We start from the raw sequence: 26,703 nt of genomic DNA, 5'->3' as shown, positions 1-26,703 counted from the left end.
TGGTTTACTAAGTGCTTATCCAATATAAGGAAGGCACCATGCAAAACCAGAAAAACCTGATTCAGGCCACTGCTGACTTTGAGCACTGGCGACAAACCCGCATTAATAAACATGCCAGTATCCCCGATGAACTACGCTGCTTAGCACTCAAGCTGCTTGAAGAATATCCGATCAGTCACGTGACCAAAGCACTACGGATCTGCACCACCCAGCTCAATGACTGGCGCAAGCAACTTCCCGTTAAGTCGTCCGCTCCTGATTTTGTTCCGTTACAGATAGAGCCTGATTTACTACCTAAATCAGACCTGAGCCTTCAGCTCACTCTTCCTAATTCAAGTCAGATCTGTATCAGCGGCCTTGTCTCTCCTGACTTATTGCGAGCTCTGATACAAGAAGCAGGAGAAGTAAAATGATCCACCTGACTGCTGAGAGTAAAATCCTGCTTGCGACTCAACCAGCCGATTTTCGCTGTGGTATTGATGGACTCGCCGCCCTGTGTCGTCATCAGCTAAAACAGTCGCCTCGTAGCGGAACCCTGTTTGTGTTTACCAACCGCCGTCAAACCATGCTTAGAGCATTATGTTATGACGGCTCTGGCTTCTGGTTAATCAATAAACGCCTGAGCAAAGGCCGCTTTCAAGATTGGCCCCGTCATCACCAAGATGGGGTGACCCCTGTCGCCGCGAAGCAGCTTAAAGCTCTGTTGGTGGGGCTGCCTGGCTGGCAAAAAGTATGACCGTACGCACACTATTCCCCCTTAAGTTATCGATCCTCACGATCATGTTGACCGATCCCACAATGCTGGAATAATTGAGCGCATCAGCACTGCAAGCCAGCCGACAGGAACTTAAATGGCGCAAGACTTTACCGATATTGACAGCGAAGAGCTGGACGGGCTTATCCAGCGAGTGCACGAGGCAAAGGAGCACGACTTAGCACTGAGTGCGGAAGATTGCCACATCTTGTTGAAGGCATTAAAGACGCTGGCTGCCTTGCAAGAGCGTCTGTCTGATAACGATATCACCCTGCATAAATTGCGTAAGTTGGTTGGCATGGTCAAGTCATCAGAAACGATGGACACTCTACTCGGCCAGAAAAATAAGAAAAACAAAAACCGCGGTCAAAAACGTCCTAAGCCTAAAAATACCCAACCCAGCACACCACCAGTGAAACCGAAAGTCACTCAGCATAAACTGGACGATCTAAAGAAAGGCGATAGTTGCCCCGAGTGTCAAAAAGGCAAGTTATATAAATACGAGCCCGCTACGCTGTTGCGGATCACTGGGCAAAGTCCGTTCGTCCCAGAGCAACACGTTATGGAGCGGCTACGTTGCAATGCCTGTGGTCAGTACTTCACTGCCAAGTTACCTAATGACGTGATAAATGATGGAGAGCCAAGCCAGAAGTATGGTTACAGTGCCCGCAGCCTGATGGCTCTTCACAAGTTTTTTGCAGGTGCACCCTACTATCGTCAGGAGAGTACGCAAGCGCTGATGGGGATTAAACTGACCGCCTCAACCATCTTTGACCAAGTCGAGTTAGTCGCCAATAGCTTGCAACCCATTTATAACTTGTTAAGAGTGTTTGCCGCAAACGCAGAGCACTATTATTTAGATGACACGACCAACCGAATTTTAGACAAAGTCCCGATAGAAAAGCCGCAGAGAAATGGAACAAAAACCCGAGAGCGCAGTGGTGTTTACAGCTCCGGTTTAGTCGCGGGCTTAAAAGAGGGTCGTACTGTCGTGTTGTATCAGACCAATATCGGTCATGCCGGCGAGTTCATCGACGAGATTTTACATGACCGTGGCCGGACACTCGCGCCCCCGATATTGATGAGTGATGCCTTATCCAGCAACCGCCCATCGCTTGATTACGTGGTCGAACACAGTCTGTGCAACAGTCACGGACGACGGCAGTTTGCCGAAGTCCTTAATCAGTTTCCAGATGAAGTGGAGCAAGTACTACAGTGGTATGGTGAAATCTGGCGACACGATGATGAAGCCAGGGAGCTAGGACTTAACGCGGGGCAACGGTTAGCTTGGCATAAAAAGCTATCACTTCCGGTAATGGAGCAGATCCGAAACTGGGGTCAGGCCGAGCTGAACAGGGGAAATACAGAAGAAAACAGCGGGCTTGGTAAAGCAATTAATTATTTTACTAAGCATTATGAGGGGCTGACCGCCTTCTGCCGTCTCGAGGGAGCACAACTGGATAATAACCGAGCGGAGCAAGCACTCAAGCTAGTTGCTCGCAACCGAAAAAATGCCCTGTTCCATAAAACACAGGCTGGTGCGAGCATTGCGGATGTGATCATGGCGATGATAGCGACATCAGCCGAAGCGGGTATAAATGTGCTGGATTACTTTAATACGATACAGCGAATGGAAAGTGAAGTTAAGGCTAATCCACAACAGTTCTTGCCCTGGAATTATCAGTCCAATATCTAATCAAAACAGGCTCTGGCTTTCGGCCAGAGCCGCTTCTTAATACCTATGTACACTATCTTCTCGTAAGCTCACGCTTATTGTTCCGTCTGAATTTACATTAGGTGTAGAGCTAGATGAAGTAAGCAATTTTCACCAACTATCAGAGGTGTGCTCGAATGCTGAGCTGTACCATAGTTGTACTGATGATCTAGCAGTTACCAGACGCTCTCAAATGATAGACAAAATGATGTTCGAAAACGGTATTCAGCCACAGTTCTACTTACTGTCAGAAGAAGAACAGCTTGCAGTGGGGAATCAGTTAACAGAGTTAATGCTGACACGTTTGAAAGGCTGGGAGAACGTTGACCGTCTCATGGATGGGAGCTTGACCCTAAAGGATTTATCGATAGATGACCAGTTCGATGAAAAAACAATTCGTGAATTGTTTGAGAAGTCGAAACCATTAAAAAGGATCGGTTAGTATGTCGGAGATCACCCCTGAACAAGTACTGAGTCAGCTGAAAAAGAAAGCATCATTTCGAGTACAGAACTCACTTAATGCCGTGTTCACCATATGTAAAGAGCAACAAGAGCGTGGATTGAGTGACTTTAGTTATTCAACGATTGCCCGTCTTGGAAAAGGGCGTGGTGTTCCAGCTGCACAGAGCATCCGAAACAAGACGGGGGAATCGTACCGAACCTTAATCGATAGTTTCAACTCTTCAATAAAAGACAAACCGAGGCAAGCACGAAACACCTCAAAAGGTAAGATGCACGCCTGGATAGATGAACTAGACGATCCAGTAGTTAAGCTTCAAGCCAACATTCTCTATGCTCAGAAAAAAGAAGCGGAACGATTACTTAATGAAGTGTTACCTATCAATCAGGTCATTGAAGTATTCGATAATGTCGACGTCTCTGCTGCATCAATTAAGCTAACAGATCTGGAGCGAAGCGCATTGGAGTACCTAATTTCTAGTGAGTTTTTACGCAGACATCAATTGGAGCTTGGAAAAAATGGCAGTATAGTCTCGAGTGATACTCAAAAGTCTTTTTTCCGTGTTGCGACTATAGATGCAATCAAAAAGGCGCTACAGAACTTATAGATAATTTGGATTGTAAAAGTGAAAACAAAACTAATCACCAGAGAAGGTTATAACAAACTCAAAGCAGAGCATGACCATTTGTGGAATGTAAAGCGTCCAGAGATAACCAAAATCGTTACATGGGCTGCTAGCCTTGGCGATCGCTCTGAAAACGCTGACTACACGCTAAACAAGCGTTTACTTCGTCAAATAGACCGACGGGTGAGATTCCTTCGCAAGTTTCTGCCTGAAGTAACCATCGTCGATTATTCTCCTCAACAAGAAGGAAAGGTTTTCTTCGGGGCTTGGGTTGAGATAGAGAATGAAGCCGGTGATGTTAAGACATTCAGAATTGTTGGCCCTGAAGAGATTTATGGTGATGCAAAAGATTATATTTCAATCGATTCGCCAATGGCTCGAGCTTTACTCAAAAAAGAAGGTGAGCTTACGGCAGCATAGCTCAACTTAACTCGCCAGCTCTGGTTTACTAAGTGCTTATCCAATATAAGGAAGGCACCATGCAAAACCAGAAAAACCTGATTCAGGCCACTGCTGACTTTGAGCACTGGCGACAAACCCGCATTAATAAACATGCCAGTATCCCCGATGAACTACGCTGCTTAGCACTCAAGCTGCTTGAAGAATATCCGATCAGTCACGTGACCAAAGCACTACGGATCTGCACCACCCAGCTCAATGACTGGCGCAAGCAACTTCCCGTTAAGTCGTCCGCTCCTGATTTTGTTCCGTTACAGATAGAGCCTGATTTACTACCTAAATCAGACCTGAGCCTTCAGCTCACTCTTCCTAATTCAAGTCAGATCTGTATCAGCGGCCTTGTCTCTCCTGACTTATTGCGAGCTCTGATACAAGAAGCAGGAGAAGTAAAATGATCCACCTGACTGCTGAGAGTAAAATCCTGCTTGCGACTCAACCAGCCGATTTTCGCTGTGGTATTGATGGACTCGCCGCCCTGTGTCGTCATCAGCTAAAACAGTCGCCTCGTAGCGGAACCCTGTTTGTGTTTACCAACCGCCGTCAAACCATGCTTAGAGCATTATGTTATGACGGCTCTGGCTTCTGGTTAATCAATAAACGCCTGAGCAAAGGCCGCTTTCAAGATTGGCCCCGTCATCACCAAGATGGGGTGACCCCTGTCGCCGCGAAGCAGCTTAAAGCTCTGTTGGTGGGGCTGCCTGGCTGGCAAAAAGTATGACCGTACGCACACTATTCCCCCTTAAGTTATCGATCCTCACGATCATGTTGACTGATCCCACAATGCTGGAATAATTGAGCGCATCAGCACTGCAAGCCAGCCGACAGGAACTTAAATGGCGCAAGACTTTACCGATATTGACAGCGAAGAGCTGGACGGGCTTATCCAGCGAGTGCACGAGGCAAAGGAGCACGACTTAGCACTGAGTGCGGAAGATTGCCACATCTTGTTGAAGGCATTAAAGACGCTGGCTGCCTTGCAAGAGCGTCTGTCTGATAACGATATCACCCTGCATAAATTGCGTAAGTTGGTTGGCATGGTCAAGTCATCAGAAACGATGGACACTCTACTCGGCCAGAAAAATAAGAAAAACAAAAACCGCGGTCAAAAACGTCCTAAGCCTAAAAATACCCAACCCAGCACACCACCAGTGAAACCGAAAGTCACTCAGCATAAACTGGACGATCTAAAGAAAGGCGATAGTTGCCCCGAGTGTCAAAAAGGCAAGTTATATAAATACGAGCCCGCTACGCTGTTGCGGATCACTGGGCAAAGTCCGTTCGTCCCAGAGCAACACGTTATGGAGCGGCTACGTTGCAATGCCTGTGGTCAGTACTTCACTGCCAAGTTACCTAATGACGTGATAAATGATGGAGAGCCAAGCCAGAAGTATGGTTACAGTGCCCGCAGCCTGATGGCTCTTCACAAGTTTTTTGCAGGTGCACCCTACTATCGTCAGGAGAGTACGCAAGCGCTGATGGGGATTAAACTGACCGCCTCAACCATCTTTGACCAAGTCGAGTTAGTCGCCAATAGCTTGCAACCCATTTATAACTTGTTAAGAGTGTTTGCCGCAAACGCAGAGCACTATTATTTAGATGACACGACCAACCGAATTTTAGACAAAGTCCCGATAGAAAAGCCGCAGAGAAATGGAACAAAAACCCGAGAGCGCAGTGGTGTTTACAGCTCCGGTTTAGTCGCGGGCTTAAAAGAGGGTCGTACTGTCGTGTTGTATCAGACCAATATCGGTCATGCCGGCGAGTTCATCGACGAGATTTTACATGACCGTGGCCGGACACTCGCGCCCCCGATATTGATGAGTGATGCCTTATCCAGCAACCGCCCATCGCTTGATTACGTGGTCGAACACAGTCTGTGCAACAGTCACGGACGACGGCAGTTTGCCGAAGTCCTTAATCAGTTTCCAGATGAAGTGGAGCAAGTACTACAGTGGTATGGTGAAATCTGGCGACACGATGATGAAGCCAGGGAGCTAGGACTTAACGCGGGGCAACGGTTAGCTTGGCATAAAAAGCTATCACTTCCGGTAATGGAGCAGATCCGAAACTGGGGTCAGGCCGAGCTGAACAGGGGAAGTACAGAAGAAAACAGCGGGCTTGGTAAAGCAATTAATTATTTTACTAAGCATTATGAGGGGCTGACCGCCTTCTGCCGTCTCGAGGGAGCACAGCTGGATAATAACCGAGCGGAGCAAGCACTCAAGCTAGTTGCTCGCAACCGAAAAAATGCCCTGTTCCATAAAACACAGGCTGGTGCGAGCATTGCGGATGTGATCATGGCGATGATAGCGACATCAGCCGAAGCGGGTATAAATGTGCTGGATTACTTTAATACGATACAGCGAATGGAAAGTGAAGTTAAGGCTAATCCACAACAGTTCTTGCCCTGGAATTATCAGTCCAATATCTAATCAAAACAGGCTCTGGCTTTCGGCCAGAGCCGCTTCTTAATACCTATGTACACTATCTTCTCGTAAGCTCACAAAAGAAGTTGATGATGAGTTTGTCGTTAAAACACCGGAGGGTGATAAAGAGTGGCTGATAAACTCAATTACATACGAGCTTTCTTAATCATCTTCCGAATTGGCCAATTGTCGGATTAATTCTTTTCTTTTTGCTTCACTCATTCGAGCGATTATACATGCTAATTCAGCTGAACTATCATCCTCACAGAAGAAGTAGTTCAGTGGCACACCTAATTCATCAGCAATCAGTTTTAGCGTTTGCACATCAGGAGTGTGCTTTCCTTTCTCATACTGATTCATTCGCGGACTTGCTGAACTTTCATCCATCCCTATAAGCACTCCCAAAGCTTTTTGGGAGAGTTTTGATTTGTTTCTAGCTTCTTTGAGGCGTAGTGGTATTGGATTAATGATCGACACTTATAATTCATACATTGAAAAGTCCAGAGTAACTAAGATTTTCTTAGTTTTACTTATTTCTGTATACTAAGCAATCCTTAGTTTTGGTTCGAAAAGAGTAAATATGACGCGTTCTTATAAAATAAATGCAGTGATGTATAAATTATTGATTGAAAAAGAAATGGATGATTTTTCAGTTTTAGAGTTAAGAGATGCATCACTTCTAATTGAGGGCGCTAAACTTAACTTGGAAGAAGCGAGAAAAGTTATTTATCGACAAATCTTACGGTTTGAAAAGAATAATTGGCTTCAAAGCGAAGGGGTTGGACGTAAAAAACGTTATTTTCAAACAGACCTATTTCGCTCTATTAATGTGAAGCAGAAAGCAATACGAAAGGCGTTACCCTCCTCATTAAACTCCACTCCTGATTACTCGGTATTACGCCATGAGCGAAACGAATACAAGGCCGAGTTAGAGATCGTCCTAGGTGAGATCGAAGAATACCAATCTCTCAATCGTCGCTTTCCTGAACTTGAACAAAGACTGAAACCATTGTTACAACAAGCACGAGAGCATTCAGCACATTTACTGTGAGCTTACGAGAAGATAGTGTACATAGGTATTAAGAAGCGGCTCTGGCCGAAAGCCAGAGCCTGTTTTGATTAGATATTGGACTGATAATTCCAGGGCAAGAACTGTTGTGGATTAGCCTTAACTTCACTTTCCATTCGCTGTATCGTATTAAAGTAATCCAGCACATTTATACCCGCTTCGGCTGATGTCGCTATCATCGCCATGATCACATCCGCAATGCTCGCACCAGCCTGTGTTTTATGGAACAGGGCATTTTTTCGGTTGCGAGCAACTAGCTTGAGTGCTTGCTCCGCTCGGTTATTATCCAGTTGTGCTCCCTCGAGACGGCAGAAGGCGGTCAGCCCCTCATAATGCTTAGTAAAATAATTAATTGCTTTACCAAGCCCGCTGTTTTCTTCTGTATTTCCCCTGTTCAGCTCGGCCTGACCCCAGTTTCGGATCTGCTCCATTACCGGAAGTGATAGCTTTTTATGCCAAGCTAACCGTTGCCCCGCGTTAAGTCCTAGCTCCCTGGCTTCATCATCGTGTCGCCAGATTTCACCATACCACTGTAGTACTTGCTCCACTTCATCTGGAAACTGATTAAGGACTTCGGCAAACTGCCGTCGTCCGTGACTGTTGCACAGACTGTGTTCGACCACGTAATCAAGCGATGGGCGGTTGCTGGATAAGGCATCACTCATCAATATCGGGGGCGCGAGTGTCCGGCCACGGTCATGTAAAATCTCGTCGATGAACTCGCCGGCATGACCGATATTGGTCTGATACAACACGACAGTACGACCCTCTTTTAAGCCCGCGACTAAACCGGAGCTGTAAACACCACTGCGCTCTCGGGTTTTTGTTCCATTTCTCTGCGGCTTTTCTATCGGGACTTTGTCTAAAATTCGGTTGGTCGTGTCATCTAAATAATAGTGCTCTGCGTTTGCGGCAAACACTCTTAACAAGTTATAAATGGGTTGCAAGCTATTGGCGACTAACTCGACTTGGTCAAAGATGGTTGAGGCGGTCAGTTTAATCCCCATCAGCGCTTGCGTACTCTCCTGACGATAGTAGGGTGCACCTGCAAAAAACTTGTGAAGAGCCATCAGGCTGCGGGCACTGTAACCATACTTCTGGCTTGGCTCTCCATCATTTATCACGTCATTAGGTAACTTGGCAGTGAAGTACTGACCACAGGCATTGCAACGTAGCCGCTCCATAACGTGTTGCTCTGGGACGAACGGACTTTGCCCAGTGATCCGCAACAGCGTAGCGGGCTCGTATTTATATAACTTGCCTTTTTGACACTCGGGGCAACTATCGCCTTTCTTTAGATCGTCCAGTTTATGCTGAGTGACTTTCGGTTTCACTGGTGGTGTGCTGGGTTGGGTATTTTTAGGCTTAGGACGTTTTTGACCGCGGTTTTTGTTTTTCTTATTTTTCTGGCCGAGTAGAGTGTCCATCGTTTCTGATGACTTGACCATGCCAACCAACTTACGCAATTTATGCAGGGTGATATCGTTATCAGACAGACGCTCTTGCAAGGCAGCCAGCGTCTTTAATGCCTTCAACAAGATGTGGCAATCTTCCGCACTCAGTGCTAAGTCGTGCTCCTTTGCCTCGTGCACTCGCTGGATAAGCCCGTCCAGCTCTTCGCTGTCAATATCGGTAAAGTCTTGCGCCATTTAAGTTCCTGTCGGCTGGCTTGCAGTGCTGATGCGCTCAATTATTCCAGCATTGTGGGATCGGTCAACATGATCGTGAGGATCGATAACTTAAGGGGGAATAGTGTGCGTACGGTCATACTTTTTGCCAGCCAGGCAGCCCCACCAACAGAGCTTTAAGCTGCTTCGCGGCGACAGGGGTCACCCCATCTTGGTGATGACGGGGCCAATCTTGAAAGCGGCCTTTGCTCAGGCGTTTATTGATTAACCAGAAGCCAGAGCCGTCATAACATAATGCTCTAAGCATGGTTTGACGGCGGTTGGTAAACACAAACAGGGTTCCGCTACGAGGCGACTGTTTTAGCTGATGACGACACAGGGCGGCGAGTCCATCAATACCACAGCGAAAATCGGCTGGTTGAGTCGCAAGCAGGATTTTACTCTCAGCAGTCAGGTGGATCATTTTACTTCTCCTGCTTCTTGTATCAGAGCTCGCAATAAGTCAGGAGAGACAAGGCCGCTGATACAGATCTGACTTGAATTAGGAAGAGTGAGCTGAAGGCTCAGGTCTGATTTAGGTAGTAAATCAGGCTCTATCTGTAACGGAACAAAATCAGGAGCGGACGACTTAACGGGAAGTTGCTTGCGCCAGTCATTGAGCTGGGTGGTGCAGATCCGTAGTGCTTTGGTCACGTGACTGATCGGATATTCTTCAAGCAGCTTGAGTGCTAAGCAGCGTAGTTCATCGGGGATACTGGCATGTTTATTAATGCGGGTTTGTCGCCAGTGCTCAAAGTCAGCAGTGGCCTGAATCAGGTTTTTCTGGTTTTGCATGGTGCCTTCCTTATATTGGATAAGCACTTAGTAAACCAGAGCTGGCGAGTTAAGTTGAGCTATGCTGCCGTAAGCTCACCATTTACTTGGCAAAGTGAACGTATTAACAAACGTGCTTAATACAATATCTTCGGATACAACCGCATGTTGAGGACATGGCAACAAGAATGCTCTGAGAGAGCGTTGAAAAAGTACAGAAACAAACAGCACCACTTTTTTTGCCAAGCTACGCCTGGGGCTGGAAAAACTGTATTAGCAGCGACTATTGCTTCAAAGTTGTTAAAGGATAATATGGTTGATCTTGTTTTATGTTTTTCTCCATCCTTAACAATATCAGACGGTATAAAAAGAACCTTCTCAAAAGTTCTCAACTGTACTTTTAACGGTGGTTTAGGTTCCATTGGGCAGTCACTCACGTACCAATCTATTCAGTTTCTCAACGAAGATTTCTGGCAAACCTTACGTAACTACCGAGTGTTTGTTGTTTTTGATGAGATACACCATTGCTCTGGCTCTGAGCTCGAAAATGCAAATGTTTGGGGACAACAAGTACTCACAAAGATTCAAGGGCTAGCAACCTACACATTGGCTATGTCAGGAACTCCGTGGCGCTCAGATGCCCTACCAATCGTAATGAGTGAATACAGTACTCCTGATGGGCAACTTCTCGTTGATTACCAATATACCTTGAAGCAAGCGATTTCTGACCAGGTTTGCAAATCACCGAACTTGGTTCTAGTTGATAACGAACACCTCTCAGTAACCAATGATGAAAAAGTAGAATCGTTTTCATCCATACTCGAAATGATTAAACAGACCAAAACGTCATATCAAACTGTCATACACAATCAAGAAGCGATGGAGTACCTAATTGGACTCGGTTGTAAAAAGCTCGCAGAAATCCGCATTCAATCACCAAACGCTGGAGGTTTAGTTGTTGCTTCATCCGTTCAGCATGCGCAAACAGTTAAAAAAATACTCTCTCAAAAGTATGCTCAAACCGTTTCAATAGTCACCTACCGTCATGAAGAACCTTTAGCTGAAATTGAACGCTATCGTCAAAGTGATGATCAGTGGATTGTCAGTGTTGGAATGATTAGTGAAGGAACAGATATTCCTCGACTTCAAGTCTGTTGTCATATGAGTTCGGTCAAAACAGAGTTGTACTTTAGACAGGTGATCTGCTCCAGCCAGACTGGACACTTCATTAAGCGACATTTTGATTTTCAAAGTTAACTGGGCTTAGATACCCAAGAGCACTGTGCCTTCTTGTCCGATTATAATCAACCTCTATGTATTCAAAGATCGTTTGGCGCATCTCGTCTCGCGTCATGATCGGCTCATACTGGATCGCTTCAACTTTCAATGAATGGAAGAAGCTCTCAACACAAGCATTATCCCAGCAGTTTCCTTTCCTACTCATACTTTGCTTTAGATTATAAGCAGTTATGATGTCTCGATAATCTTTTGAGCAGTACTGACTACCTCGGTCACTATGAACGATAACCTGCTCAGGGAACCCTCGACGGAACAAGGCCATTGATAACGCATCGCAAACCAGAGTTGCCGTCATTCTGGTATCCATAGACCAACCGACTACTTGCCTGGAATAAAGGTCAATGATTACCGCCAAATACAGCCAGCCTTCGCTTGTCGCAACATAGGTGATGTCTCCCGCCCACTTTTGATTCGGAGCCTCTGCCTTAAAATCCTGAGCCAGCAGGTTCGGAGCAACTGGCATTTTATGTTTGCTGTCCGTCGTACACTTAAACTTACGTGCCGCTTTCGGCGTTAAATCCTGCCGCTTCATACTGGCGGCAATGGTTTTAACATTACGGCTATCACCGTTCTCAGCCAGCTCTTTCTGGATGCGCCTTGAGCCATCACGACCTTTGCTATTATCAAAAGCCTCTTTGACCTTCGTATCAAGCTCTTGGCGAGTTACCTCGCGCTGGATGGCCTTGTGGCGATGCTTAATCCAGTAATAAAACCCACTTCGTGAAACACCGAACACCTTAGCCATGCGGGCAACTCTGAAGCACAGCAGGTGTTCGAGCATAAATTCGTAGCAATCTACTTTAGGTTTTTCGCGAAGTAGGTGGCGGCCTTTTTTACTATATCTAGCTCTTCAGCTTGCTCAGCCAATTGTCGTTTGAGTTTGGCAACTTCAGCGGCTAGATCTTTTTCCCGCTGACTGGTGCTGGTGTCGCTCTTAGCTGACTTACGCCAACCATAGATCTGGGATTCGTGTAACGACAGTTGTCTCGCTGCCGCAGCTACTCCCACTTTCTCTGCTAGCTTCAGGGCTTCTGCTTTAAATTCAGGGGAATGGATAATACGTTTTTTCTTGCTTGTCATGGTTCACCTCGTTAGTGATTGTACTCACTTAACTCGGTGTCCAAAACTGCTGGTGCGGATCAAGGTATTAGGACGTACCCTCAGAGTCAATGGACTGATAAACCAACAAGCTTGGCTTTTCACATTTGCAGAACAAAACTTGATTAAATTTTCTGAACGAATAGAGCAAGACGTGCCTAACTCTTGTCTGTTTGTACATATGGAAAAACCAACTGAACCTGACTTCCCAAATCAATCAAATCACTTAAATGCTAAACAAGCCAAGCTTCCCATCAAACTCAGTGAAAATCCATCAGTATCTTGGGGAAACAAAGCACGTCGATTAAATCGTGCTTACGGAGATTTAGAGAGACATGATGAATTAAGGCTTGGTGTTTTCAAACAGAGAGTGATTTCGGCTTTTACTTCCGCATAAACATAATGTGGGTTTTGGACATTTCCGAGTTAGAGTTTGGTTTGTATCCCGTGGAATTCTGATATATTTATGTATGGTTAGACATAATGAGTCCCACACGGTGCTAGCCTACACTTCTTCGTAGGTCATCTAAGCTAGAGCCATAATTAGTTTGTTAAATAACTAAATAGCAGAGGTTACCATTACTCAACCTTTGCTAGGTTTCATTTTATAGTAATAGTAGATGTTTCATTACGGTGATAGGCTGGTCATGTATTGAATGGCCGCATAAGGCTATTTAGGGTTGTATTTGTTTTGAAGGGGGGAGAGCCCTTGAAAAGCTTAAATTATCACAACACTATTAATCACTTTTACTGATTATAGCTTTGCATTATTTATCTTTATTTGATATAAAAAATCAATCAAAACAAACAGAAAGCAAGGATCAAAGTAACCTAATTTAGAGCCTTGGAAAAGAGGAAATAAAATGGAATTTATTATTGGGTTATTTGTAATTTATTTGATTTATAGATTATTTAAAGGTAACAGTAAACCTTCTGCACACAATCCTTCCCCAAAAAGAACTCCCCAACCTTTTTCTGAAAAAACAAAAGTACCTGAAAGTAGAACGACATCACCCAGTATGACTGTAGGGTCTTCCAGCATAAGTGTATCCAGTACGTCTAATCATGCTGATTTAGACGATGATGATGACTTTGCTACTTTTACTATTCATACAAGCTTTGGCCGAGAACCAGAAAAAACAACGAACAAACAAAAAGGTCGATGGATAAGTTTAGATGAACAACTTTCTGTTAATGGAAGACAGTTAACGAAAGGCTTTTTCTACTTTGGTGGAGTAATGAATTCACTAGATGGGTACGGTATAGAGCCATCTCTAGTGGATGATAAACGCCCGACTTCAAGTCCCTCGGTAGATTCAGAAATATACACTGATGAATCCTTAGGGTACTGGCCAACTTACGCATCCTTATCTAAAGGCTGTAGGGGCGCTTACCTAGATTGGCTCGCCTCTGATCGCTCAAACCCCAATGCTCCAATTGGTTATGTCTTCATCTATTTCTACGGGTTTGAGAGACGAGTTATCGAAAACAAATCCAATAATCAAATATCTGATGAAGAGTATATAGCAATATTTGAAGAAGTATTGCGTCTCAATAGCGCTTACAACGCAAATCGTTCGTTCAGAGGATACTCTGCTAATTTCCTCGAACTAATGGCACTTCAAAGACCCGCCTTATTTGAAGATAGACTATCAGACATACCAGAAACTAATAATGCATTGTCATTCAAAGTTAAACTTGCAACAACTATAGCCAATGGAAACCCTGTAACAGCTCCCTTAGCTTTAGAGTGGCTAAAAAATACATTCGAATACTCCCTAAAAACTCCCGCCCGTAGATGTGAAGAAGAGTTTAGCCAGCTTTTCCAAGTTAGGTTTTCTGAAAAGTTTGGCGAAGGAATTTCCGTAAAATCCAATAAAACTAAACTGCGGCTGTCATACCATGCGGCAAGTAATGGTGTGCATGGGGTTGATTTGGAGTTGGGTGACTTACCTGATCCAAGTATTCTAAAAAGCCCAATTAAAAAGCTCATTCCTATTGCCGAACAATGTACAGAAGAGTTGAGCAGCTATAGCCGTTACTTAGGAAAAGCTGATACCTCAAGGGGTGATATTGCAGCGTTGATGTTATTACCTAAAGAACTGGTAAACGAAGCAAATTCACCAGTTATAGAAACATTTAAGTCTTGGGCAAATCAGATAATTAGTTCAAATGATGGACTAACCACAGTCAAGGATTTCTGGACTCATACAGGTACACCTCTCCCTAAGGCGCTTAACAAAAAAGAAAATGAACTAGTCGCTAACTTGGCTGCTAAGGCTGAAATCGGTATCGCCCCAGACCAACGTTTTCACCATGCAAAATTGAAAATCGATGACAACATTGTGCTCTTCTCTCCGGGCCATGGAGAGTTTTTTGAGCCAAGCTCGGCATTTAACCAAGTAAGTTTAGCAATTAGGTTAGGGGCAATGGTCGCAACGATAGATGGTACTGTAGATCATCATGAAAAGATCGCCTTGCAAACATTGATAAACCACGATGACAAACTCTCACCTTCTGAAAAGAACTCGTTAAATGCATATTTAACTTGGCGTCTAAATTCCCCTGTAAATAATACCGGGTTGAAAGCTAGGATTGAAAAACTCGGCGTTCCACAGGTAGAATCATTGAAAAAATTCATGCTTTCCATCGCTCTTGCTGATGGAAAAATCGATGCTTCTGAAATTAAGCAAATTGAAAAGTTATATACCTCGTTAGGCTTAGATAAATCACTCGTTACAAGTGACATTCATGCGTTTGCCTCCAGTAAACAACCTATCTCAGCCACATCTAAAGACGCTTCAATTGATAAAAGTGCCTTTCAGTTGGATGAAGGTATTCTGGCTATGCATGAAAGTGACACCATCGATGCGAAGAGTATGCTGGAGAGTATATTTTCCGTTGATGAAGAAGCTGAACTGGAAGTGAGCCCAACCGCTGATGTTAATGATGAAGGCTTAGATAGCCCTTACAAAGAACTTTTTGAAACTTTGATAGCTAAAGAATCGTGGTCACGTAAAGAAGTTCATGAACTGTGCAGCAAACTAAACATAATGGTTGATGCCGCATTAGAAACTATTAATGACTGGGCTTATGACAAAGTCGATGCGCCAGTTCTAGATGACGATGGTGATATCTATGTCGATCTAGAAATCGTAGAAGAATTGAAGGGATAAATAATGGTTGCAAAAAGAATACGAGTGAAAGAAAGAGATGCAATTATCCAATCTCTGAAGTCAGGTGTCACTCCTAAGATTGGGATCCAGCATATCCAAGTAGGTCGAGTAAATGAATTAAAAGCTCTGATCCAAGACATTAACCGGATCTCAGATGGAGGTTCAGCTTTCAGGCTCATTATCGGCGATTATGGTTCTGGTAAAACATTCTTTTTAAGTGTTGTACGCGCTATTGCCCTAGAGAATAAGCTTGTAACCGTTAATGCAGACTTATCTCCTGATAGACGTATTCATGCATCGGCTGGTCAAGCTAGAAACCTTTACTCTGAGCTAATGCGTAACATGTCTACTCGCAACAAACCTGATGGTAATGCTTTAACCAGTGTAGTAGAAAAGTTCATCACAGAAGCAATGAAAGAAACTGATACTTCAGGAAAAAGTATAAATTCAATTATCCATGAAAAATTAGCATCACTTTCTGAACTCGTTGGTGGTTATGATTTTGCTAAAGTTATTGAGGCTTATTGGATAGGTCATGAGAAAGATGATGAGATATTAAAAGCTAACGCCATAAAATGGTTACGAGCAGAGTATTCAACTAAAACCGATGCCCGAAATGACCTAGGAGTTCGAACAATTATTTCGGATACATCTTTTTATGATGCGCTTAAATTAATGAGTTTATTTGTCAGACAAGCTGGCTACCAAGGGCTTCTAGTTAACTTAGACGAGATGGTAAATCTGTATAAGTTGAACAACACCACAGCGAGAACTTCTAACTATGAACAAATACTCCGAATTCTAAACGATTGCTTGCAAGGAAGCGCTGAGCATTTGGGCTTCCTTCTCGGCGGAACCCCTGAGTTTCTACTAGATCCACGTAAAGGCTTATATAGTTATGAAGCACTTCAATCTAGATTGGCAGATAACAGCTTTGCTAAACAAGCGGGCGTGATTGATTATTCGTCACCAGCCTTACACCTCGCTAGCTTAACTCCTGAAGAACTTTATATTTTGCTTAAAAACTTGCGTCATGTTTATGCTGAAGGTAACGAAGTGAAGTACTTGGTCCCAGACGAATCTCTCAAGGCGTTCTTACAGCATTGTAGCCAAACTATAGGGGATGCTTATTTTCGAACGCCACGTAACACCATTAAAGCATTTTTAGACATGCTCGCGGTAATCGACCAAAACCCGCAAATTGCGTGGCATAGTCTAATCTCATCAGTAGCAATTAATGAAGATAAACCTTCCGATGTTGAGCTCGAAATAGAGGACAATGAAGATGGATTTTCTGACTTCAAACTATGATTGATGAACATGAAAAATTAGACCATCGAATTCAGCGCTGGATATTCAAACAAGGCTGGACTGGCTTACGAGAAATACAATGCCTTGCTATTGAACCTATATTGTCTGAAAAGACAGATGTGCTGATCAGCGCTTCAACCGCAGCAGGAAAGACAGAGGCATTTTTCTTGCCTGCGCTCAGCGCTATCGCACCTCAAGAAACGGGTGTAGGGATCCTTTACGTTAGCCCTCTAAAAGCCCTTATAAATGACCAAGATAGGCGCTTAGAAAGTCTGTCTGACCTGTTAGAAATATCGGTTACTCCCTGGCATGGTGATAGCTCACAGGGCCGAAAGAAGAAATTAAAAGCATCGCCGTCTGGTGTCGTGTTAATAACACCTGAGTCATTGGAATCATTACTCATTAGAGACTCTGGCTGGATCAAAGCTGCATTCTCTAATTTGAAATATATCGTAATTGACGAGTTTCATGCCTTTATTGGTTCTGAGCGCGGCCATCACTTACTCTCTTTACTTCATCGACTTGAACACCTTCTTGGAAGATTAGAAACACCAATCCCTAGAGTAGCTTTGAGTGCAACTCTTGGTGAGTTAGAGAAAGTACCTCTCTCACTTCGCCCTAATCGCTCTTTACCTTGCAAGATCATCAAAGATACACATTCGACATCCACCCTGAAGGTTCAGGTAAAGGGGTATGTAAATCCTGCTAACTTAAAAGCTGAGTCTTCTAATGATGCCGAATATACGATCTGCCAAGATTTATTTAAATTTTGTCGAGGCGGAAATCACCTTGTGTTTGCAAATAGTAGGAGCCGTACAGAAAGCATTACGGCTACATTATCTGACTTCTGTGAAGAAAAAATTGTACCGAATGAATTTTTTCCTCACCACGGTTCGTTATCTAAAGATCTTAGAGAAAGCTTAGAAAAGCGATTGCAACAGGATCATTATCCTACCACAGCGATTTGCACAATGACTCTTGAACTAGGCATTGATATAGGCAAGGTTAACTCAGTAGTTCAAGTAACAGCCCCCCACTCTATTTCAAGTTTACGTCAAAGAATGGGACGCTCAGGAAGACGAGGTGGAGCCTCAATATTGCGAATGCTCATCGCTGAAGCTGAATTGATAAAAGACTCTAGCGTCATCGACAAGCTGAGACTGGAGCTTATTCAGTCTCTGGCCATGATCAGACTTCTTATCGGCAGTAAATGGTATGAACCAGCTGATACATCACTTTATCACTTCTCAACACTCCTTCATCAAGTACTTGCGATTACTGCACAATGGGGAGGAATTAGAGCAGAGCAATTATTTAGTTTGCTCTGCAAAGATGGCCCTTTTCAAAACGTTAATATTGAAAACTTCAAAGCACTACTTATCCACATGGGCAAAACCGAACTCATAACTCAGTTAGGAAGTGGTGAATTGGTACTTGGCCTTTTGGGAGAAAAGCTGACAAGCCATTACTCGTTCTATGCTGTTTTTAAAACACCTGAAGAATTCCGGATTGTATGTGGAAGCAAATCACTCGGAACGCTGCCTGTAGATTCATTGGTATTAGAAGGGCAGCATATTGTTTTCGGGGGAAAACGTTGGAAAGTAAACGACGTAGATAGTGAAAAAAAAGTTATTTATGTGGAGCATGCAAAAGGTGGTAAGCCTCCTAAATTTGGTGGTACTGGCTTGAACATACATGATGTTGTCCGCCAAGAAATGTTCCAAATATTAAAAGATGGTGACTACAGAATTTCTATCGGAGATCAGAAAGTCGACTTCGCTGATTCAGCCGCACGAGAACTGTTTGGTGAAAGCGTACGATATTTCGAAGATGCAAAGCTCTCTAGAGAACCATTACTTCAAGATGGCAATACTACCTATATATTCACATGGCTTGGCGACAAAGTGGTAAATACAATTGTAGCCTTGCTAATCCAACATGGCTTTGAAGCTGGCGCATATGCAGGAGTCATAGAAGTAGAAAAAGCGTCATTAGAAAGTGTTCGCTTAACATTGCTCAAACTTGCTTCAACGGAACTCCCAACAGAAACAGAACTTGCACAACAAGTATTGGAAAAACGTATCGAGAAGTTCGATGAGTTCTTGCCGGAAAGTATTCTATCCATTGGGTATGGAGCAAAAGCTTTTGACCTAAGCTTGGCTGTTAAGTTTTTAAAGTTCCTTGATTAATAACTTAACTATCTGTCTGATCTTCCCCTGAATCTCTATTCACTCTGTAGCATTACTAAAATTTGGTCAATATGATCGAACTAGATCGTTTGGGCAAGTTTGGTTGCAACTCGCAATGGGGCAGAAGTTGTGAGAGTAGAATAAAGTTTCATACTAAGTAATAAAGATTCATACTGAGTATTAAAGTATCATACTGAAATGGCTGAAATGGTAGTCTAACTGCTGCCATTTTTAAATCAAAAATGCCCCTTTATTGGTTAGATCAAATACTCCAACTAATAAATCAACACCCATCGTTGATAAATACACAACTGCATACCCATGCAATCTCACACTTCCACTCTCCAACTAAAATTAATAAGGCCACTTCTAAAGTTAGATTGGAGGTCAATTATGTGGACAAAGAAAAGTCATTTAACAGGGCAGAAAAAGCCATTTAAGCTAGAAGATATCTGGCGTATTCGAACTCGACTAGAAATTGAGGGCAACATCAAAGAGCTGGCGTTACTGAATATCGCCATCGATTGTAAATTACGGTCATGTGATCTGTTGAGAATGAAAGTTCGAGATATTTCTTCAGGTGGTGTCATTCAGAACAGAGTTCTTTACCAACAAAGTAAAACGGAACGTGAGGTTCAATTCGAAATAACTTCGCGTACTGCGCAATCATTAACACAATGGTTGATGCAAAGTGGTTTATCTGCGTCTGATTATATCTTCCCTAGCCCTCGTAAGGAGGGTAAGCCTATGAGCTATAGCTGCTATTCAACCATCATTCACCGCTGGGCGTCTCAACTCGGTTATGATCCTAATCTATATGGAACTCATTCAATGCGAAGAACTAAGGCGACTTTAATCTATGCTCGAACAAAAAACATTCGTGCCGTTCAGTTACTGCTTGGACACGCTAAGTTAGACAATACAATTCGTTATCTGGGCGTCGAAATGGAAGATGCGCTTAATATATCTGAGGATATCGAAATTTAACATAGGTGACTAGTTCAAAAGATAAAGCGTTCCAGACGCTATGTTTTTGAGCGGAAAGACTTTGATGGTTTTGCTAGCTACGATCAAATTGGTCGAGCGCTTAGGTATTTGGTCAAACAAGGTGAGCTAATAAAGCTTGGCTATGGCTTGTATACCAAGGCAAGGATTAACAGCTTAACAGGCAGACCCATGCCTACTAACCCAGGGGGAAGCGATGCCCTGATGCGTGAGATATTAAAGATGAAAGGGGTCGATTTTGAGATGGACAACCTATCTCTGCAAAGCCTCTCAGGTGAAAGCACTCAAATACCATCATCCGTTCATTATTCATGGAATCCTAAGCAGTTTAATCGCAAGCTGGTAGTCGGCAATCGAGTACTGGGGACGTCTCAGAAAACGGAAAATAAAGCACGTTAAGCCCATTGCAGACTCTAGATATTGACGAGTACGTCGGGTTTTCTCTTGTTTGAGTTGCCTCTTGTGGTAAGATAGTAATCAATTACTATCTTAAAAGGAGTGCTCGTGGACACCCATCCAAAGCATCTGCCGGCCGATGAACGTCGTGCCGTAACTGTCGAGTCCGTCGTGGCGCTTGCCGGTTCACAAAACCCAAGCGAGATAACCACTGCGGCTATCGCTAAACACATGAACTTGACCCAGGGTGCGCTGTTTCGGCACTTCCCGAACAAGGAAGCCATTTGGCAGGCGGTCATGGAGTGGGTAGCAGAGCGCCTATTAGCCAGAATCGATCGATCCGCACAAGGAATCGAGTCGCCCTTGGCAGCCATGGAGGCGATGTTCATGAGTCACATCGAATTCGTAGCTGAGCACCCAGGCGTGCCAAGAATGATGTTTGGTGAGCTTCAGCGTGCCGAATCGACACCGGCCAAGCGCATGGTGCAAACCTTGATTCAGCGCTACGGCGAACGTTTGCATCGTCTCATCGAGAAAGGCAAGGCCAGCGGCGAGTTGTCTCCCTCGCTTGACAACGAGGCGGCGGCAACGCTGTTCATTGGCACGATCCAGGGCTTGGTCATGCAATCGCTGTTGGCGGGTGATGTGGGACGTATGCACCGCGATGCGCCGCGCGTCTTTGCAATTTATCGGCGTGGCATAAGGAGTGCGCAATGAAAAAGTTACCCTTGCAAGGCCGCACCCTGGCACTGCTTGCCGTCATCATTCCTTTGCTGGTGCTTTTTATTTATGTCGGTCTGCGATCAGGGCCGCTCGCCCCGGTCGCTGTGACGGTGGCAAGCGTGGAATCACGGGCTATCACACCGGCGCTGTTCGGCATCGGCACGGTGGAGGCGCGCTACACCTACAAGATCGGGCCGACGTTTGCCGGGCGCGTCAAACGCCTGGAGGTGCATGTAGGCGACCAGGTCAAGGCCGGACAGGTGCTCGGCGAGATGGAGCCGGTCGACCTTGATGATCGGGTGCGCTCACAGGAGTCTGTATTCAAGCGGGCGGAAGCGGCTTTGCGCGAGGCAGAAGCCCGGCAAGCCTACGCGCAAACCCAGGCGCGCCGCTATGAGCAATTGTTTGCGGTGCGCTCGACCAGCGAGGAAATCGTCACCACCAAGCGGCAGGAACTGCAGATCGCCGATGCCGCCCTATCCGCCGCTCGGGAAGATATTGCCCGGGCACGCTCCGACCACGAAGCACTCGTCGCGCAGCGGAGCAATCTGCGCCTGATCGCGCCGGTCGACGGTGTAGTCGCCGTGCGCGATGCCAATCCCGGCACGACCATCGTCGCGGGCCAGGCCGTGGTGGAAGTGATCGACCCCAAGAGTTTGTGGATCAATGTGCGCTTCGACCAGATCAGCGCATCGGGGCTGGCTGGGGGGCTGCCGGCTCATATCGTCCTGCGTTCGCGTGGTGGCCAGACCTTGAAAGGTCGCGTGCTGCGGGTGGAACCCAAGGCCGACGCGGTAACCGAGGAAACGCTTGCCAAGGTGACATTCGATAACAAACCAGAACCTTTGCCACCAGTGGGTGAACTGGCCGAAGTCACGGTTGACTTGCCGGCGCTCCCGGCCGCTCCACTGATCCCCAACGCTGCCGTCCAGCGTGAAGGCGATAAAGTTGGTGTCTGGCAAATCGTGGATGGTGATCTGCATTTCTCCCCGGTCAAGCTCGGCACTTCCGACCTCAATGGTTACGTGCAGGTGCGCGAAGGGCTCAAGAATGTGGACCAGGTTGTGACCTATAGCGAAAAGGCACTGACGGCGCGCAGCCGCATCTATGTGGTCGAGCATATCCCGGGAGTTTCACGATGATCAGCCTGGCCGGCCGCGACATTCTCCATGCCTGGGGGAAATTCGTCTTCACCGGCATCGGTCTGGGTCTGCTGATCGGCGTCACCCTAGTCATGGCTGGGGTGTACCGAGGCATGGTGGACGACGGCAAGGCGTTGCTCGACAACAGTGGCGCTGACCTTTGGGTGGTGCAAAAGGATACTCTGGGTCCTTATGCGGAGTCGTCCAGCCTCAACGATGACGTGTATCGCGCCATTCTCGCCATGCCGGGAGTCTCACAGGCAGCGAACGCGACCTACCTGACCATGCAGGTACGCAAGGGCGAGAGTGATGTACGCACCATGGTGGTCGGCATCGCGCCCGGTGCGTTGGGGGCTACACCCGGATGGCCTCCTTATCTCGTCGCTGGACGCCAGATCACGCGCGGTCACTACGAGGCTGTGGCCGACATCGCCACCGGCTTCAAACTGGGAGATCGTCTTGCCATTCGCCGCAATCATTACACCGTCGTGGGGCTGACACGGCGCATGGTGTCGTCCAGCGGCGACCCGATGGTATTCATTCCGCTCAAAGATGCCCAGGAGGCCCAGTTCCTCAAGGACAACGATGCCATCTGGCAAAGCCGGCGTCGCACCGAAGCCAACCCGGTCTTCAATCGACCCGGTGATCCAGGTTTGCTGGATGCCGTGATTGCTTCACAGAGCAGCAACGCGTTCGTCAATACCGTGCTGGTCACTCTGAAACCTGGTCATGCGCCGGACGAGGTTGCCGAATCCATCCAGCGCTGGAAGCGTTTGACGGTCTACACCCGGGCACAGATGGAAGACATCCTCGTCGGCAAGCTGATCGCCACCTCGGCCAAGCAGATCGGCATGTTCCTTGTGATTCTGGCCATCGTTAGCGCGGCCATCGTTGCCTTCATCATCTATTCGCTGACGATGGACAAAATCCGTGAGATCGCGGTGTTGAAGCTCATCGGCACACGCAACCGAACCATCGCCGCGATGATCATGCAGCAGGCGCTCGCCCTGGGCGTGATTGGCTTCGTGGTCGGCAAGATCACAGCCACCTTTTCAGCACCGGCTTTTCCAAAATATGTCCTGCTCACGCCAATGGATTCTGTCGCCGGTTTTTTTGCTGTGCTCGTGATCTGCGTTCTAGCTAGCCTCGTCGCCATTAGCATGGCACTCAAGGTCGATCCGGCCGAAGCCATTGGAGGTTGAGATGAGTGGCAAAGGGATACACATCGAAAGTTTAAGCAAGCGGTATGGCGATGGTGACACCGCTGTCTTTGCCTTGAGAGACGTGAATATGCATGTTGCGCCTGGTGAAGTGGTGGGACTGATCGGCCCTTCCGGGTCCGGCAAGAGCACGCTGCTCAAGTGTCTGGGTGCGGTGATCGAACCGACCGCCGGTCGGATGACGCTGGGCGATGAAGTGATCTACGCCGATGGCTGGAAAGTCCGCGACCTGCGCGCCTTACGGCGTGACAAGATCGGTTTCGTTTTCCAGGCGCCGTACCTGATTCCGTTTCTCGATGTCACCGACAACGTGGCGCTGCTGCCGATGCTTGCAGGCGTCGCGAATGGAGAGTCGCGCGCGAAGGCACTGGAATTGCTCACAGCGCTTGATGTGCAACACCGAGCTCGCGCAATGCCCTCGCAACTCTCCGGTGGCGAGCAGCAACGGGTCGCCATCGCGCGCGGACTGGTCAATCGTCCGCCGGTGATCCTGGCCGATGAACCTACTGCGCCGCTGGATTCCGAGCGCGCCATGGCTGTAATCCGCATCCTCAACGACATGGCCCGGAAGTTAGAGACCGCCATCATCGTCGTCACCCATGACGAAAAGATCATCCCCACATTCAAGCGCATCTACCACATCCGCGACGGCGTGACCCATGAGGAAGCTGGCGAAGGGCGGGAGTTCGAATGAGAGAACGATTGAATTACAGGAGAATTTCATGACCCACCGCAAACACAGCCACGCATTTGGAACTATCACCCTGACCGTTACGGCCTGCCTGCTTTTATGGGGTTTTCAGTTGCCAGCTTGGGCTGGTGACGCTACCCAGGTTGAGCCACTGGCGCTACGCAAGATCATGCAGGAACTCGGGCGCAACATGTAGGCTATTACCGGTGCGATTTCGCAGGAGGAATGGGTTCAGGTCGTTCAGCTCGCCCCAAAAGTTGCTGCACACCCCGAGCCACCGCTTACTGAAAAAATGCGCATCCTTGCTTACCTCGGCGCTGATGCGACCAAGTTCAGAAACTTTGACGCGCAGACTCACGAGGCGGCGCTGGCCATGAAGCTGGCTGCTGCGAGCAGCGACGGCAAAGCGGTGATCCAATCATTTGGCGGTGCACTGTCTGAAAAAGATCGTAAAACAGCCATGGTAACCACAGGCCGCCGCTTAGCGGAGCAAATCGGCAAAGGCAACGAGCGCATCATCTTCTCCATCATCAACAAGTTTGGCACCGAGATTGAACTGCCAGAGTGTTATAACGACAGCCCTGACATGATTGTCCTAGTTGATGAAGGCCACCGCAGCCAAAACGGTGAAAACAACATTCGAATGCAACAGGCGCTGCCAAAAGCCGCTTACATTGGCTTTACGGGGACACCACTGCTGCAAGATGACAAGACCGAAAACAAATTCGGTAAAATCATTCACTCGTACACCATGCAACAGGCGGTGGAAGATAAAACCGTTACCCCCTTACTATATGAAGAGCGTGTTCCCGAGTTAAGCACCAACGACAAAGCGCTTGATGCTTGGTTCGACCGCATCACCGATAAGCTGACCGAAAAACAACGTACCGATTTGAAGAAGAAGTTCGCTCAGAAAGGTCAAATCTATCAAACCGAGGGTCGTATTGAACTTATCGCTCATGATATTTCTGACCATTTCCAAAACTTCAAACGCCAAGGTTTAAAGGGTCAGCTTGCTTGTGACTCAAAAGCGTCTGCCATCCAATACAAAAAGTGTCTTGACCAAATTGGCAAGGTGACTTCGGTTGTCGCTATGTCACCGCCAGACACCCGTGAAGGACACGATACGGTCGGCTTTGTTTCCTAAATCGATGGAACTAAATCTGTAATCAGTGATCAGATCGGCATCATTCACAGCTCCACTAATCAACCGTGCCAAAGCCTCGCTATAAGACAACCAACTGGAAACAGTACAATCAAGCCTTGATTAACCGTGGCTCATTGACCTTCTGGATTGATGAGGAAGCGATCGCTACTTGGAAAGCGACAACAGAGCCAAGCAAAAAAGGTCGGCCACTTGTGTTTAGTGATTTGGCGATCACTACCGCACTGATGGTTAAGCGTGTTTTTTCTATGCCATTGCGAGCCCTACAAGGCTTTATCAATTCGGTATTTAAACTGGCAAACGTACCATTAGTTTGCCCGCATTATACCTGTATCAGCAAACGCGCTAAGACAGTTAACATCTCCTTTAAAACTAAGACAAGGGGCGCTATTGAGCACTTAGCTATCTATGCCACAGGGCTAAAAGTCTATGGCGAAGGAGAATGGAAAGTGAAGAAGCATGGTACGGATGGCAAACGCCGAGTTTGGCGAAAACTGCATATTGCCGTTGACACTCATACTCACGAGATTATTGCGGCTGAGCTCAGTTTATCGAATGTGACAGATGCTGAAGTGCTGCCAAATTTGCTTAATCAAACCTACCGGAAAATCCATACGATTTCAGGAGATGGTGCCTATGATACGCGAGAATGTCACACGGTTATCCGCCGTAAACGGGCCTTTAGCCTTATTCCTCCACGCGATGGTGCAGCCTATTGGAAACAAGGGCATCCACGCAATTTAGCCGTGAGTTTTCAAAAGCTTTACGGCTCAAATAAAAAGTGGAAGAAACGCTATGGCTACCATCGTCGCTCAATCTCTGAAACCGCCATGCATCGGATAAAGCAGTTGCTCGGCGGCAGCTTGAGCATGAGAAATTACAATGCTCAAGTCGGGGAGGCTTACGCCATGATAAAAGCATTAAACAAACTGACTAAGCTAGGTATGCCTGAAACACAGTATTTTGTCTAATACGTGAACAGCAGGGGGGAGCTTTGTGTGTTGGCGCGATTTAGGAAACAAAGCCGAGTGAAGCAACTACTTGGTGGCAGATTGAGCCTGCGAAATTATAACGGTCAGGTAGGAGAAACTTACGCGATGATAAAGGCGTTGAACAAACTCACTGGGCTAGGCATGCCTGAAACTTACCGTGTAGTTTAATATTCAAACGATTATGAGGAGCTTTGCTCGCTGAATCGATTTAGGAAACAAAGCCTTTTAATATCCATCACTGCAACCTCTCCAAATAAAAGGCCAGTGGCAGTTCCTCGACCAGGAACCAAAACCTCATTGCAGTTTATTTTACTGTTAATCCAATAAAAAACAGATGATTACGCCATA

At 46.2% G+C, this 26,703-nt stretch carries 27 protein-coding genes and 3 pseudogenes; 25 read left to right on the top strand and 5 right to left on the bottom strand.

The features are described 5' to 3' along the window. Positions 1-38: 38 nt before the first annotated feature. From VCASEI_RS01140 to VCASEI_RS19605, 10 genes and pseudogenes are all read left to right on the top strand, one after another. The gene (locus VCASEI_RS01140; protein ID WP_110957753.1) at positions 39-413 is read left to right on the top strand and encodes a hypothetical protein; all 375 of its coding nucleotides are present in this window, start codon (positions 39-41) and stop codon (positions 411-413) included. After that, on the top strand, positions 410-736 hold the full coding sequence (gene tnpB, locus VCASEI_RS01135; protein WP_004393962.1) for an IS66 family insertion sequence element accessory protein TnpB: 327 nt from the start codon (positions 410-412) through the stop codon (positions 734-736). The genes VCASEI_RS01140 and tnpB (VCASEI_RS01135) overlap by 4 nt, the downstream gene beginning before the upstream one ends. A 115-nt stretch (positions 737-851) precedes the next feature. Beyond that, complete coding sequence (gene tnpC, locus VCASEI_RS01130; RefSeq protein WP_102969847.1) at positions 852-2,450, top strand: IS66 family transposase; 1,599 nt, start codon at positions 852-854, stop codon at positions 2,448-2,450. 223 nt (positions 2,451-2,673) lie between these two features. Continuing rightward, positions 2,674-2,910, top strand: a complete 237-nt coding sequence (locus VCASEI_RS01125; protein ID WP_110957759.1) for a hypothetical protein — start codon at positions 2,674-2,676, stop codon at positions 2,908-2,910. Between the two features lies 1 nt (position 2,911). Then, positions 2,912-3,535, top strand: a complete 624-nt coding sequence (gene gmtX, locus VCASEI_RS01120) for a gamma-mobile-trio protein GmtX (protein WP_110957758.1) — start codon at positions 2,912-2,914, stop codon at positions 3,533-3,535. Positions 3,536-3,553: 18 nt separating this feature from the next. Next, entirely contained in the window at positions 3,554-3,973 is a 420-nt protein-coding gene (gene greB, locus VCASEI_RS01115) for a transcription elongation factor GreB (protein WP_110957757.1), read from the top strand. A 59-nt stretch (positions 3,974-4,032) separates the two neighbouring features. Next, on the top strand, positions 4,033-4,407 hold the full coding sequence (locus VCASEI_RS01110; RefSeq protein ID WP_110957753.1) for a hypothetical protein: 375 nt from the start codon (positions 4,033-4,035) through the stop codon (positions 4,405-4,407). Beyond that, complete coding sequence (gene tnpB, locus VCASEI_RS01105) at positions 4,404-4,730, top strand: IS66 family insertion sequence element accessory protein TnpB (RefSeq protein WP_004393962.1); 327 nt, start codon at positions 4,404-4,406, stop codon at positions 4,728-4,730. Before VCASEI_RS01110 ends, tnpB (VCASEI_RS01105) begins: the two co-directional genes overlap by 4 nt. Positions 4,731-4,845: 115 nt before the next feature. Further along, positions 4,846-6,444: an IS66 family transposase gene (tnpC, locus tag VCASEI_RS01100; RefSeq protein WP_110957756.1), complete on the top strand. Its 1,599-nt coding sequence runs from the start codon at positions 4,846-4,848 to the stop codon at positions 6,442-6,444. Positions 6,445-6,511: 67 nt separating this feature from the next. After that, positions 6,512-6,604, top strand: a pseudogene (locus VCASEI_RS19605) (transcription elongation factor GreB); the annotation flags it as partial. Here VCASEI_RS19605 and VCASEI_RS01090 read toward each other — a convergent pair. Further along, entirely contained in the window at positions 6,601-6,915 is a 315-nt protein-coding gene (locus tag VCASEI_RS01090) for a helix-turn-helix domain-containing protein (protein ID WP_110957755.1), read from the bottom strand. The pseudogene VCASEI_RS19605 and the gene VCASEI_RS01090 sit on opposite strands and share 4 nt — an antisense overlap. A gap of 103 nt (positions 6,916-7,018) precedes the next feature. Between VCASEI_RS01090 and VCASEI_RS01085 the strand changes: the two genes are divergently transcribed. After that, positions 7,019-7,489 carry a hypothetical protein gene (locus VCASEI_RS01085; RefSeq protein ID WP_110957754.1) on the top strand — a complete coding sequence of 157 codons (471 nt, stop codon included), beginning with the start codon at positions 7,019-7,021 and terminating at the stop codon, positions 7,487-7,489. Positions 7,490-7,557: 68 nt separating this feature from the next. Here the strand turns inward: VCASEI_RS01085 and tnpC (VCASEI_RS01080) are convergent, their stop codons facing one another. The 3 genes from tnpC (VCASEI_RS01080) to VCASEI_RS01070 form a co-directional block, all read right to left on the bottom strand. Then, positions 7,558-9,156, bottom strand: coding sequence for an IS66 family transposase (gene tnpC, locus VCASEI_RS01080; RefSeq protein ID WP_102969847.1), 1,599 nt, complete (start codon positions 9,154-9,156; stop codon positions 7,558-7,560). A gap of 115 nt (positions 9,157-9,271) precedes the next feature. After that, complete coding sequence (tnpB, locus tag VCASEI_RS01075; protein ID WP_004393962.1) at positions 9,272-9,598, bottom strand: IS66 family insertion sequence element accessory protein TnpB; 327 nt, start codon at positions 9,596-9,598, stop codon at positions 9,272-9,274. Then, complete coding sequence (locus VCASEI_RS01070; protein ID WP_110957753.1) at positions 9,595-9,969, bottom strand: hypothetical protein; 375 nt, start codon at positions 9,967-9,969, stop codon at positions 9,595-9,597. The genes tnpB (VCASEI_RS01075) and VCASEI_RS01070 overlap by 4 nt, the downstream gene beginning before the upstream one ends. 144 nt (positions 9,970-10,113) lie before the next feature. On the opposite strand from VCASEI_RS01070, the pseudogene VCASEI_RS01065 reads away from it, so the two are divergent. Further along, a pseudogene (locus VCASEI_RS01065) lies at positions 10,114-11,151 on the top strand (DEAD/DEAH box helicase); the annotation flags it as partial. Positions 11,152-11,176: 25 nt separating this feature from the next. On the opposite strand, the gene VCASEI_RS01060 reads toward VCASEI_RS01065, so the two are convergent. Continuing rightward, positions 11,177-12,327, bottom strand: a protein-coding gene (locus VCASEI_RS01060) for an IS3 family transposase (RefSeq protein ID WP_110957751.1) whose coding sequence is annotated in 2 segments (ribosomal slippage) — positions 11,177-12,084 and positions 12,084-12,327 — 1,152 coding nt in all. Because the reading frame shifts where the segments join, the coding sequence is not laid out codon by codon here. 139 nt (positions 12,328-12,466) lie between these two features. On the opposite strand from VCASEI_RS01060, the gene VCASEI_RS01055 reads away from it, so the two are divergent. The 13 genes and pseudogenes from VCASEI_RS01055 to VCASEI_RS00995 all read left to right on the top strand — a co-directional run bounded on the left by VCASEI_RS01055 (position 12,467) and on the right by VCASEI_RS00995 (position 26,334). Next, positions 12,467-12,742: a hypothetical protein gene (locus VCASEI_RS01055; RefSeq protein ID WP_162620995.1), complete on the top strand. Its 276-nt coding sequence runs from the start codon at positions 12,467-12,469 to the stop codon at positions 12,740-12,742. Between the two features lie 466 nt (positions 12,743-13,208). Continuing rightward, complete coding sequence (locus VCASEI_RS01050; RefSeq protein WP_089110960.1) at positions 13,209-15,521, top strand: tellurite resistance TerB family protein; 2,313 nt, start codon at positions 13,209-13,211, stop codon at positions 15,519-15,521. 3 nt (positions 15,522-15,524) lie between these two features. Continuing rightward, positions 15,525-16,832: an ATP-binding protein gene (locus tag VCASEI_RS01045; RefSeq protein WP_089110959.1), complete on the top strand. Its 1,308-nt coding sequence runs from the start codon at positions 15,525-15,527 to the stop codon at positions 16,830-16,832. Beyond that, positions 16,829-19,021 carry a DEAD/DEAH box helicase gene (locus VCASEI_RS01040; protein ID WP_089110958.1) on the top strand — a complete coding sequence of 731 codons (2,193 nt, stop codon included), beginning with the start codon at positions 16,829-16,831 and terminating at the stop codon, positions 19,019-19,021. Before VCASEI_RS01045 ends, VCASEI_RS01040 begins: the two co-directional genes overlap by 4 nt. Before the next feature lie 393 nt (positions 19,022-19,414). Beyond that, the gene (locus VCASEI_RS01035; protein ID WP_089110957.1) at positions 19,415-20,008 is read left to right on the top strand and encodes a tyrosine-type recombinase/integrase; all 594 of its coding nucleotides are present in this window, start codon (positions 19,415-19,417) and stop codon (positions 20,006-20,008) included. A 21-nt stretch (positions 20,009-20,029) separates the two neighbouring features. After that, a complete protein-coding gene (locus tag VCASEI_RS01030; RefSeq protein WP_089110956.1) occupies positions 20,030-20,425 on the top strand; it encodes a DUF6088 family protein in 396 nt (131 codons plus the stop codon). Between the two features lie 105 nt (positions 20,426-20,530). Then, positions 20,531-21,139, top strand: a complete 609-nt coding sequence (locus tag VCASEI_RS01025) for a TetR/AcrR family transcriptional regulator (RefSeq protein ID WP_004393990.1) — start codon at positions 20,531-20,533, stop codon at positions 21,137-21,139. Then, positions 21,136-22,287 carry an efflux RND transporter periplasmic adaptor subunit gene (locus VCASEI_RS01020; RefSeq protein ID WP_089110955.1) on the top strand — a complete coding sequence of 384 codons (1,152 nt, stop codon included), beginning with the start codon at positions 21,136-21,138 and terminating at the stop codon, positions 22,285-22,287. Before VCASEI_RS01025 ends, VCASEI_RS01020 begins: the two co-directional genes overlap by 4 nt. Further along, a complete protein-coding gene (locus tag VCASEI_RS01015; RefSeq protein WP_089110954.1) occupies positions 22,284-23,489 on the top strand; it encodes an ABC transporter permease in 1,206 nt (401 codons plus the stop codon). The genes VCASEI_RS01020 and VCASEI_RS01015 overlap by 4 nt, the downstream gene beginning before the upstream one ends. 1 nt (position 23,490) lies before the next feature. Continuing rightward, positions 23,491-24,201 carry an ABC transporter ATP-binding protein gene (locus VCASEI_RS01010; protein WP_014611607.1) on the top strand — a complete coding sequence of 237 codons (711 nt, stop codon included), beginning with the start codon at positions 23,491-23,493 and terminating at the stop codon, positions 24,199-24,201. 28 nt (positions 24,202-24,229) lie between these two features. Then, a complete protein-coding gene (locus tag VCASEI_RS19840; protein WP_226981121.1) occupies positions 24,230-24,394 on the top strand; it encodes a hypothetical protein in 165 nt (54 codons plus the stop codon). 228 nt (positions 24,395-24,622) lie between these two features. Then, positions 24,623-25,330: pseudogene (locus VCASEI_RS01000) on the top strand (DEAD/DEAH box helicase family protein); the annotation flags it as partial. A gap of 80 nt (positions 25,331-25,410) precedes the next feature. Beyond that, the gene (locus VCASEI_RS00995; RefSeq protein ID WP_089110953.1) at positions 25,411-26,334 is read left to right on the top strand and encodes an IS5-like element ISSpu20 family transposase; all 924 of its coding nucleotides are present in this window, start codon (positions 25,411-25,413) and stop codon (positions 26,332-26,334) included. Positions 26,335-26,703 lie beyond the last annotated feature (369 nt).

The sequence above is a fragment of the Vibrio casei genome (genome assembly GCF_002218025.2).
GTDB lineage: Bacteria > Pseudomonadota > Gammaproteobacteria > Enterobacterales > Vibrionaceae > Vibrio > Vibrio casei.
Note: the sequence above shows the minus strand (reverse complement) of the source record. Positions and strands in the feature narration are given on the sequence as shown.

Excerpts from the sequence above, each read along its gene's own strand:
- tnpC (WP_102969847.1), bottom strand. The coding sequence starts at position 9,156 with ATGGCGCAAGACTTTACCGATATTGACAGCGAAGAGCTGGACGGGCTT.
- VCASEI_RS19840 (WP_226981121.1), top strand. The coding sequence starts at position 24,230 with ATGACCCACCGCAAACACAGCCACGCATTTGGAACTATCACCCTGACC.
- tnpB (WP_004393962.1), top strand. The coding sequence starts at position 410 with ATGATCCACCTGACTGCTGAGAGTAAAATCCTGCTTGCGACTCAACCA.
- VCASEI_RS01050 (WP_089110960.1), top strand. The coding sequence starts at position 13,209 with ATGGAATTTATTATTGGGTTATTTGTAATTTATTTGATTTATAGATTA.
- VCASEI_RS01070 (WP_110957753.1), bottom strand. The coding sequence starts at position 9,969 with ATGCAAAACCAGAAAAACCTGATTCAGGCCACTGCTGACTTTGAGCAC.
- VCASEI_RS01020 (WP_089110955.1), top strand. The coding sequence starts at position 21,136 with ATGAAAAAGTTACCCTTGCAAGGCCGCACCCTGGCACTGCTTGCCGTC.
- VCASEI_RS01040 (WP_089110958.1), top strand. The coding sequence starts at position 16,829 with ATGATTGATGAACATGAAAAATTAGACCATCGAATTCAGCGCTGGATA.
- VCASEI_RS01010 (WP_014611607.1), top strand. The coding sequence starts at position 23,491 with ATGAGTGGCAAAGGGATACACATCGAAAGTTTAAGCAAGCGGTATGGC.
- VCASEI_RS01035 (WP_089110957.1), top strand. The coding sequence starts at position 19,415 with ATGTGGACAAAGAAAAGTCATTTAACAGGGCAGAAAAAGCCATTTAAG.
- gmtX (WP_110957758.1), top strand. The coding sequence starts at position 2,912 with ATGTCGGAGATCACCCCTGAACAAGTACTGAGTCAGCTGAAAAAGAAA.
- tnpB (WP_004393962.1), bottom strand. The coding sequence starts at position 9,598 with ATGATCCACCTGACTGCTGAGAGTAAAATCCTGCTTGCGACTCAACCA.
- VCASEI_RS01015 (WP_089110954.1), top strand. The coding sequence starts at position 22,284 with ATGATCAGCCTGGCCGGCCGCGACATTCTCCATGCCTGGGGGAAATTC.
- VCASEI_RS01045 (WP_089110959.1), top strand. The coding sequence starts at position 15,525 with ATGGTTGCAAAAAGAATACGAGTGAAAGAAAGAGATGCAATTATCCAA.
- VCASEI_RS01110 (WP_110957753.1), top strand. The coding sequence starts at position 4,033 with ATGCAAAACCAGAAAAACCTGATTCAGGCCACTGCTGACTTTGAGCAC.
- VCASEI_RS01085 (WP_110957754.1), top strand. The coding sequence starts at position 7,019 with ATGACGCGTTCTTATAAAATAAATGCAGTGATGTATAAATTATTGATT.
- VCASEI_RS01125 (WP_110957759.1), top strand. The coding sequence starts at position 2,674 with ATGATGTTCGAAAACGGTATTCAGCCACAGTTCTACTTACTGTCAGAA.
- tnpB (WP_004393962.1), top strand. The coding sequence starts at position 4,404 with ATGATCCACCTGACTGCTGAGAGTAAAATCCTGCTTGCGACTCAACCA.
- VCASEI_RS01140 (WP_110957753.1), top strand. The coding sequence starts at position 39 with ATGCAAAACCAGAAAAACCTGATTCAGGCCACTGCTGACTTTGAGCAC.
- tnpC (WP_102969847.1), top strand. The coding sequence starts at position 852 with ATGGCGCAAGACTTTACCGATATTGACAGCGAAGAGCTGGACGGGCTT.
- tnpC (WP_110957756.1), top strand. The coding sequence starts at position 4,846 with ATGGCGCAAGACTTTACCGATATTGACAGCGAAGAGCTGGACGGGCTT.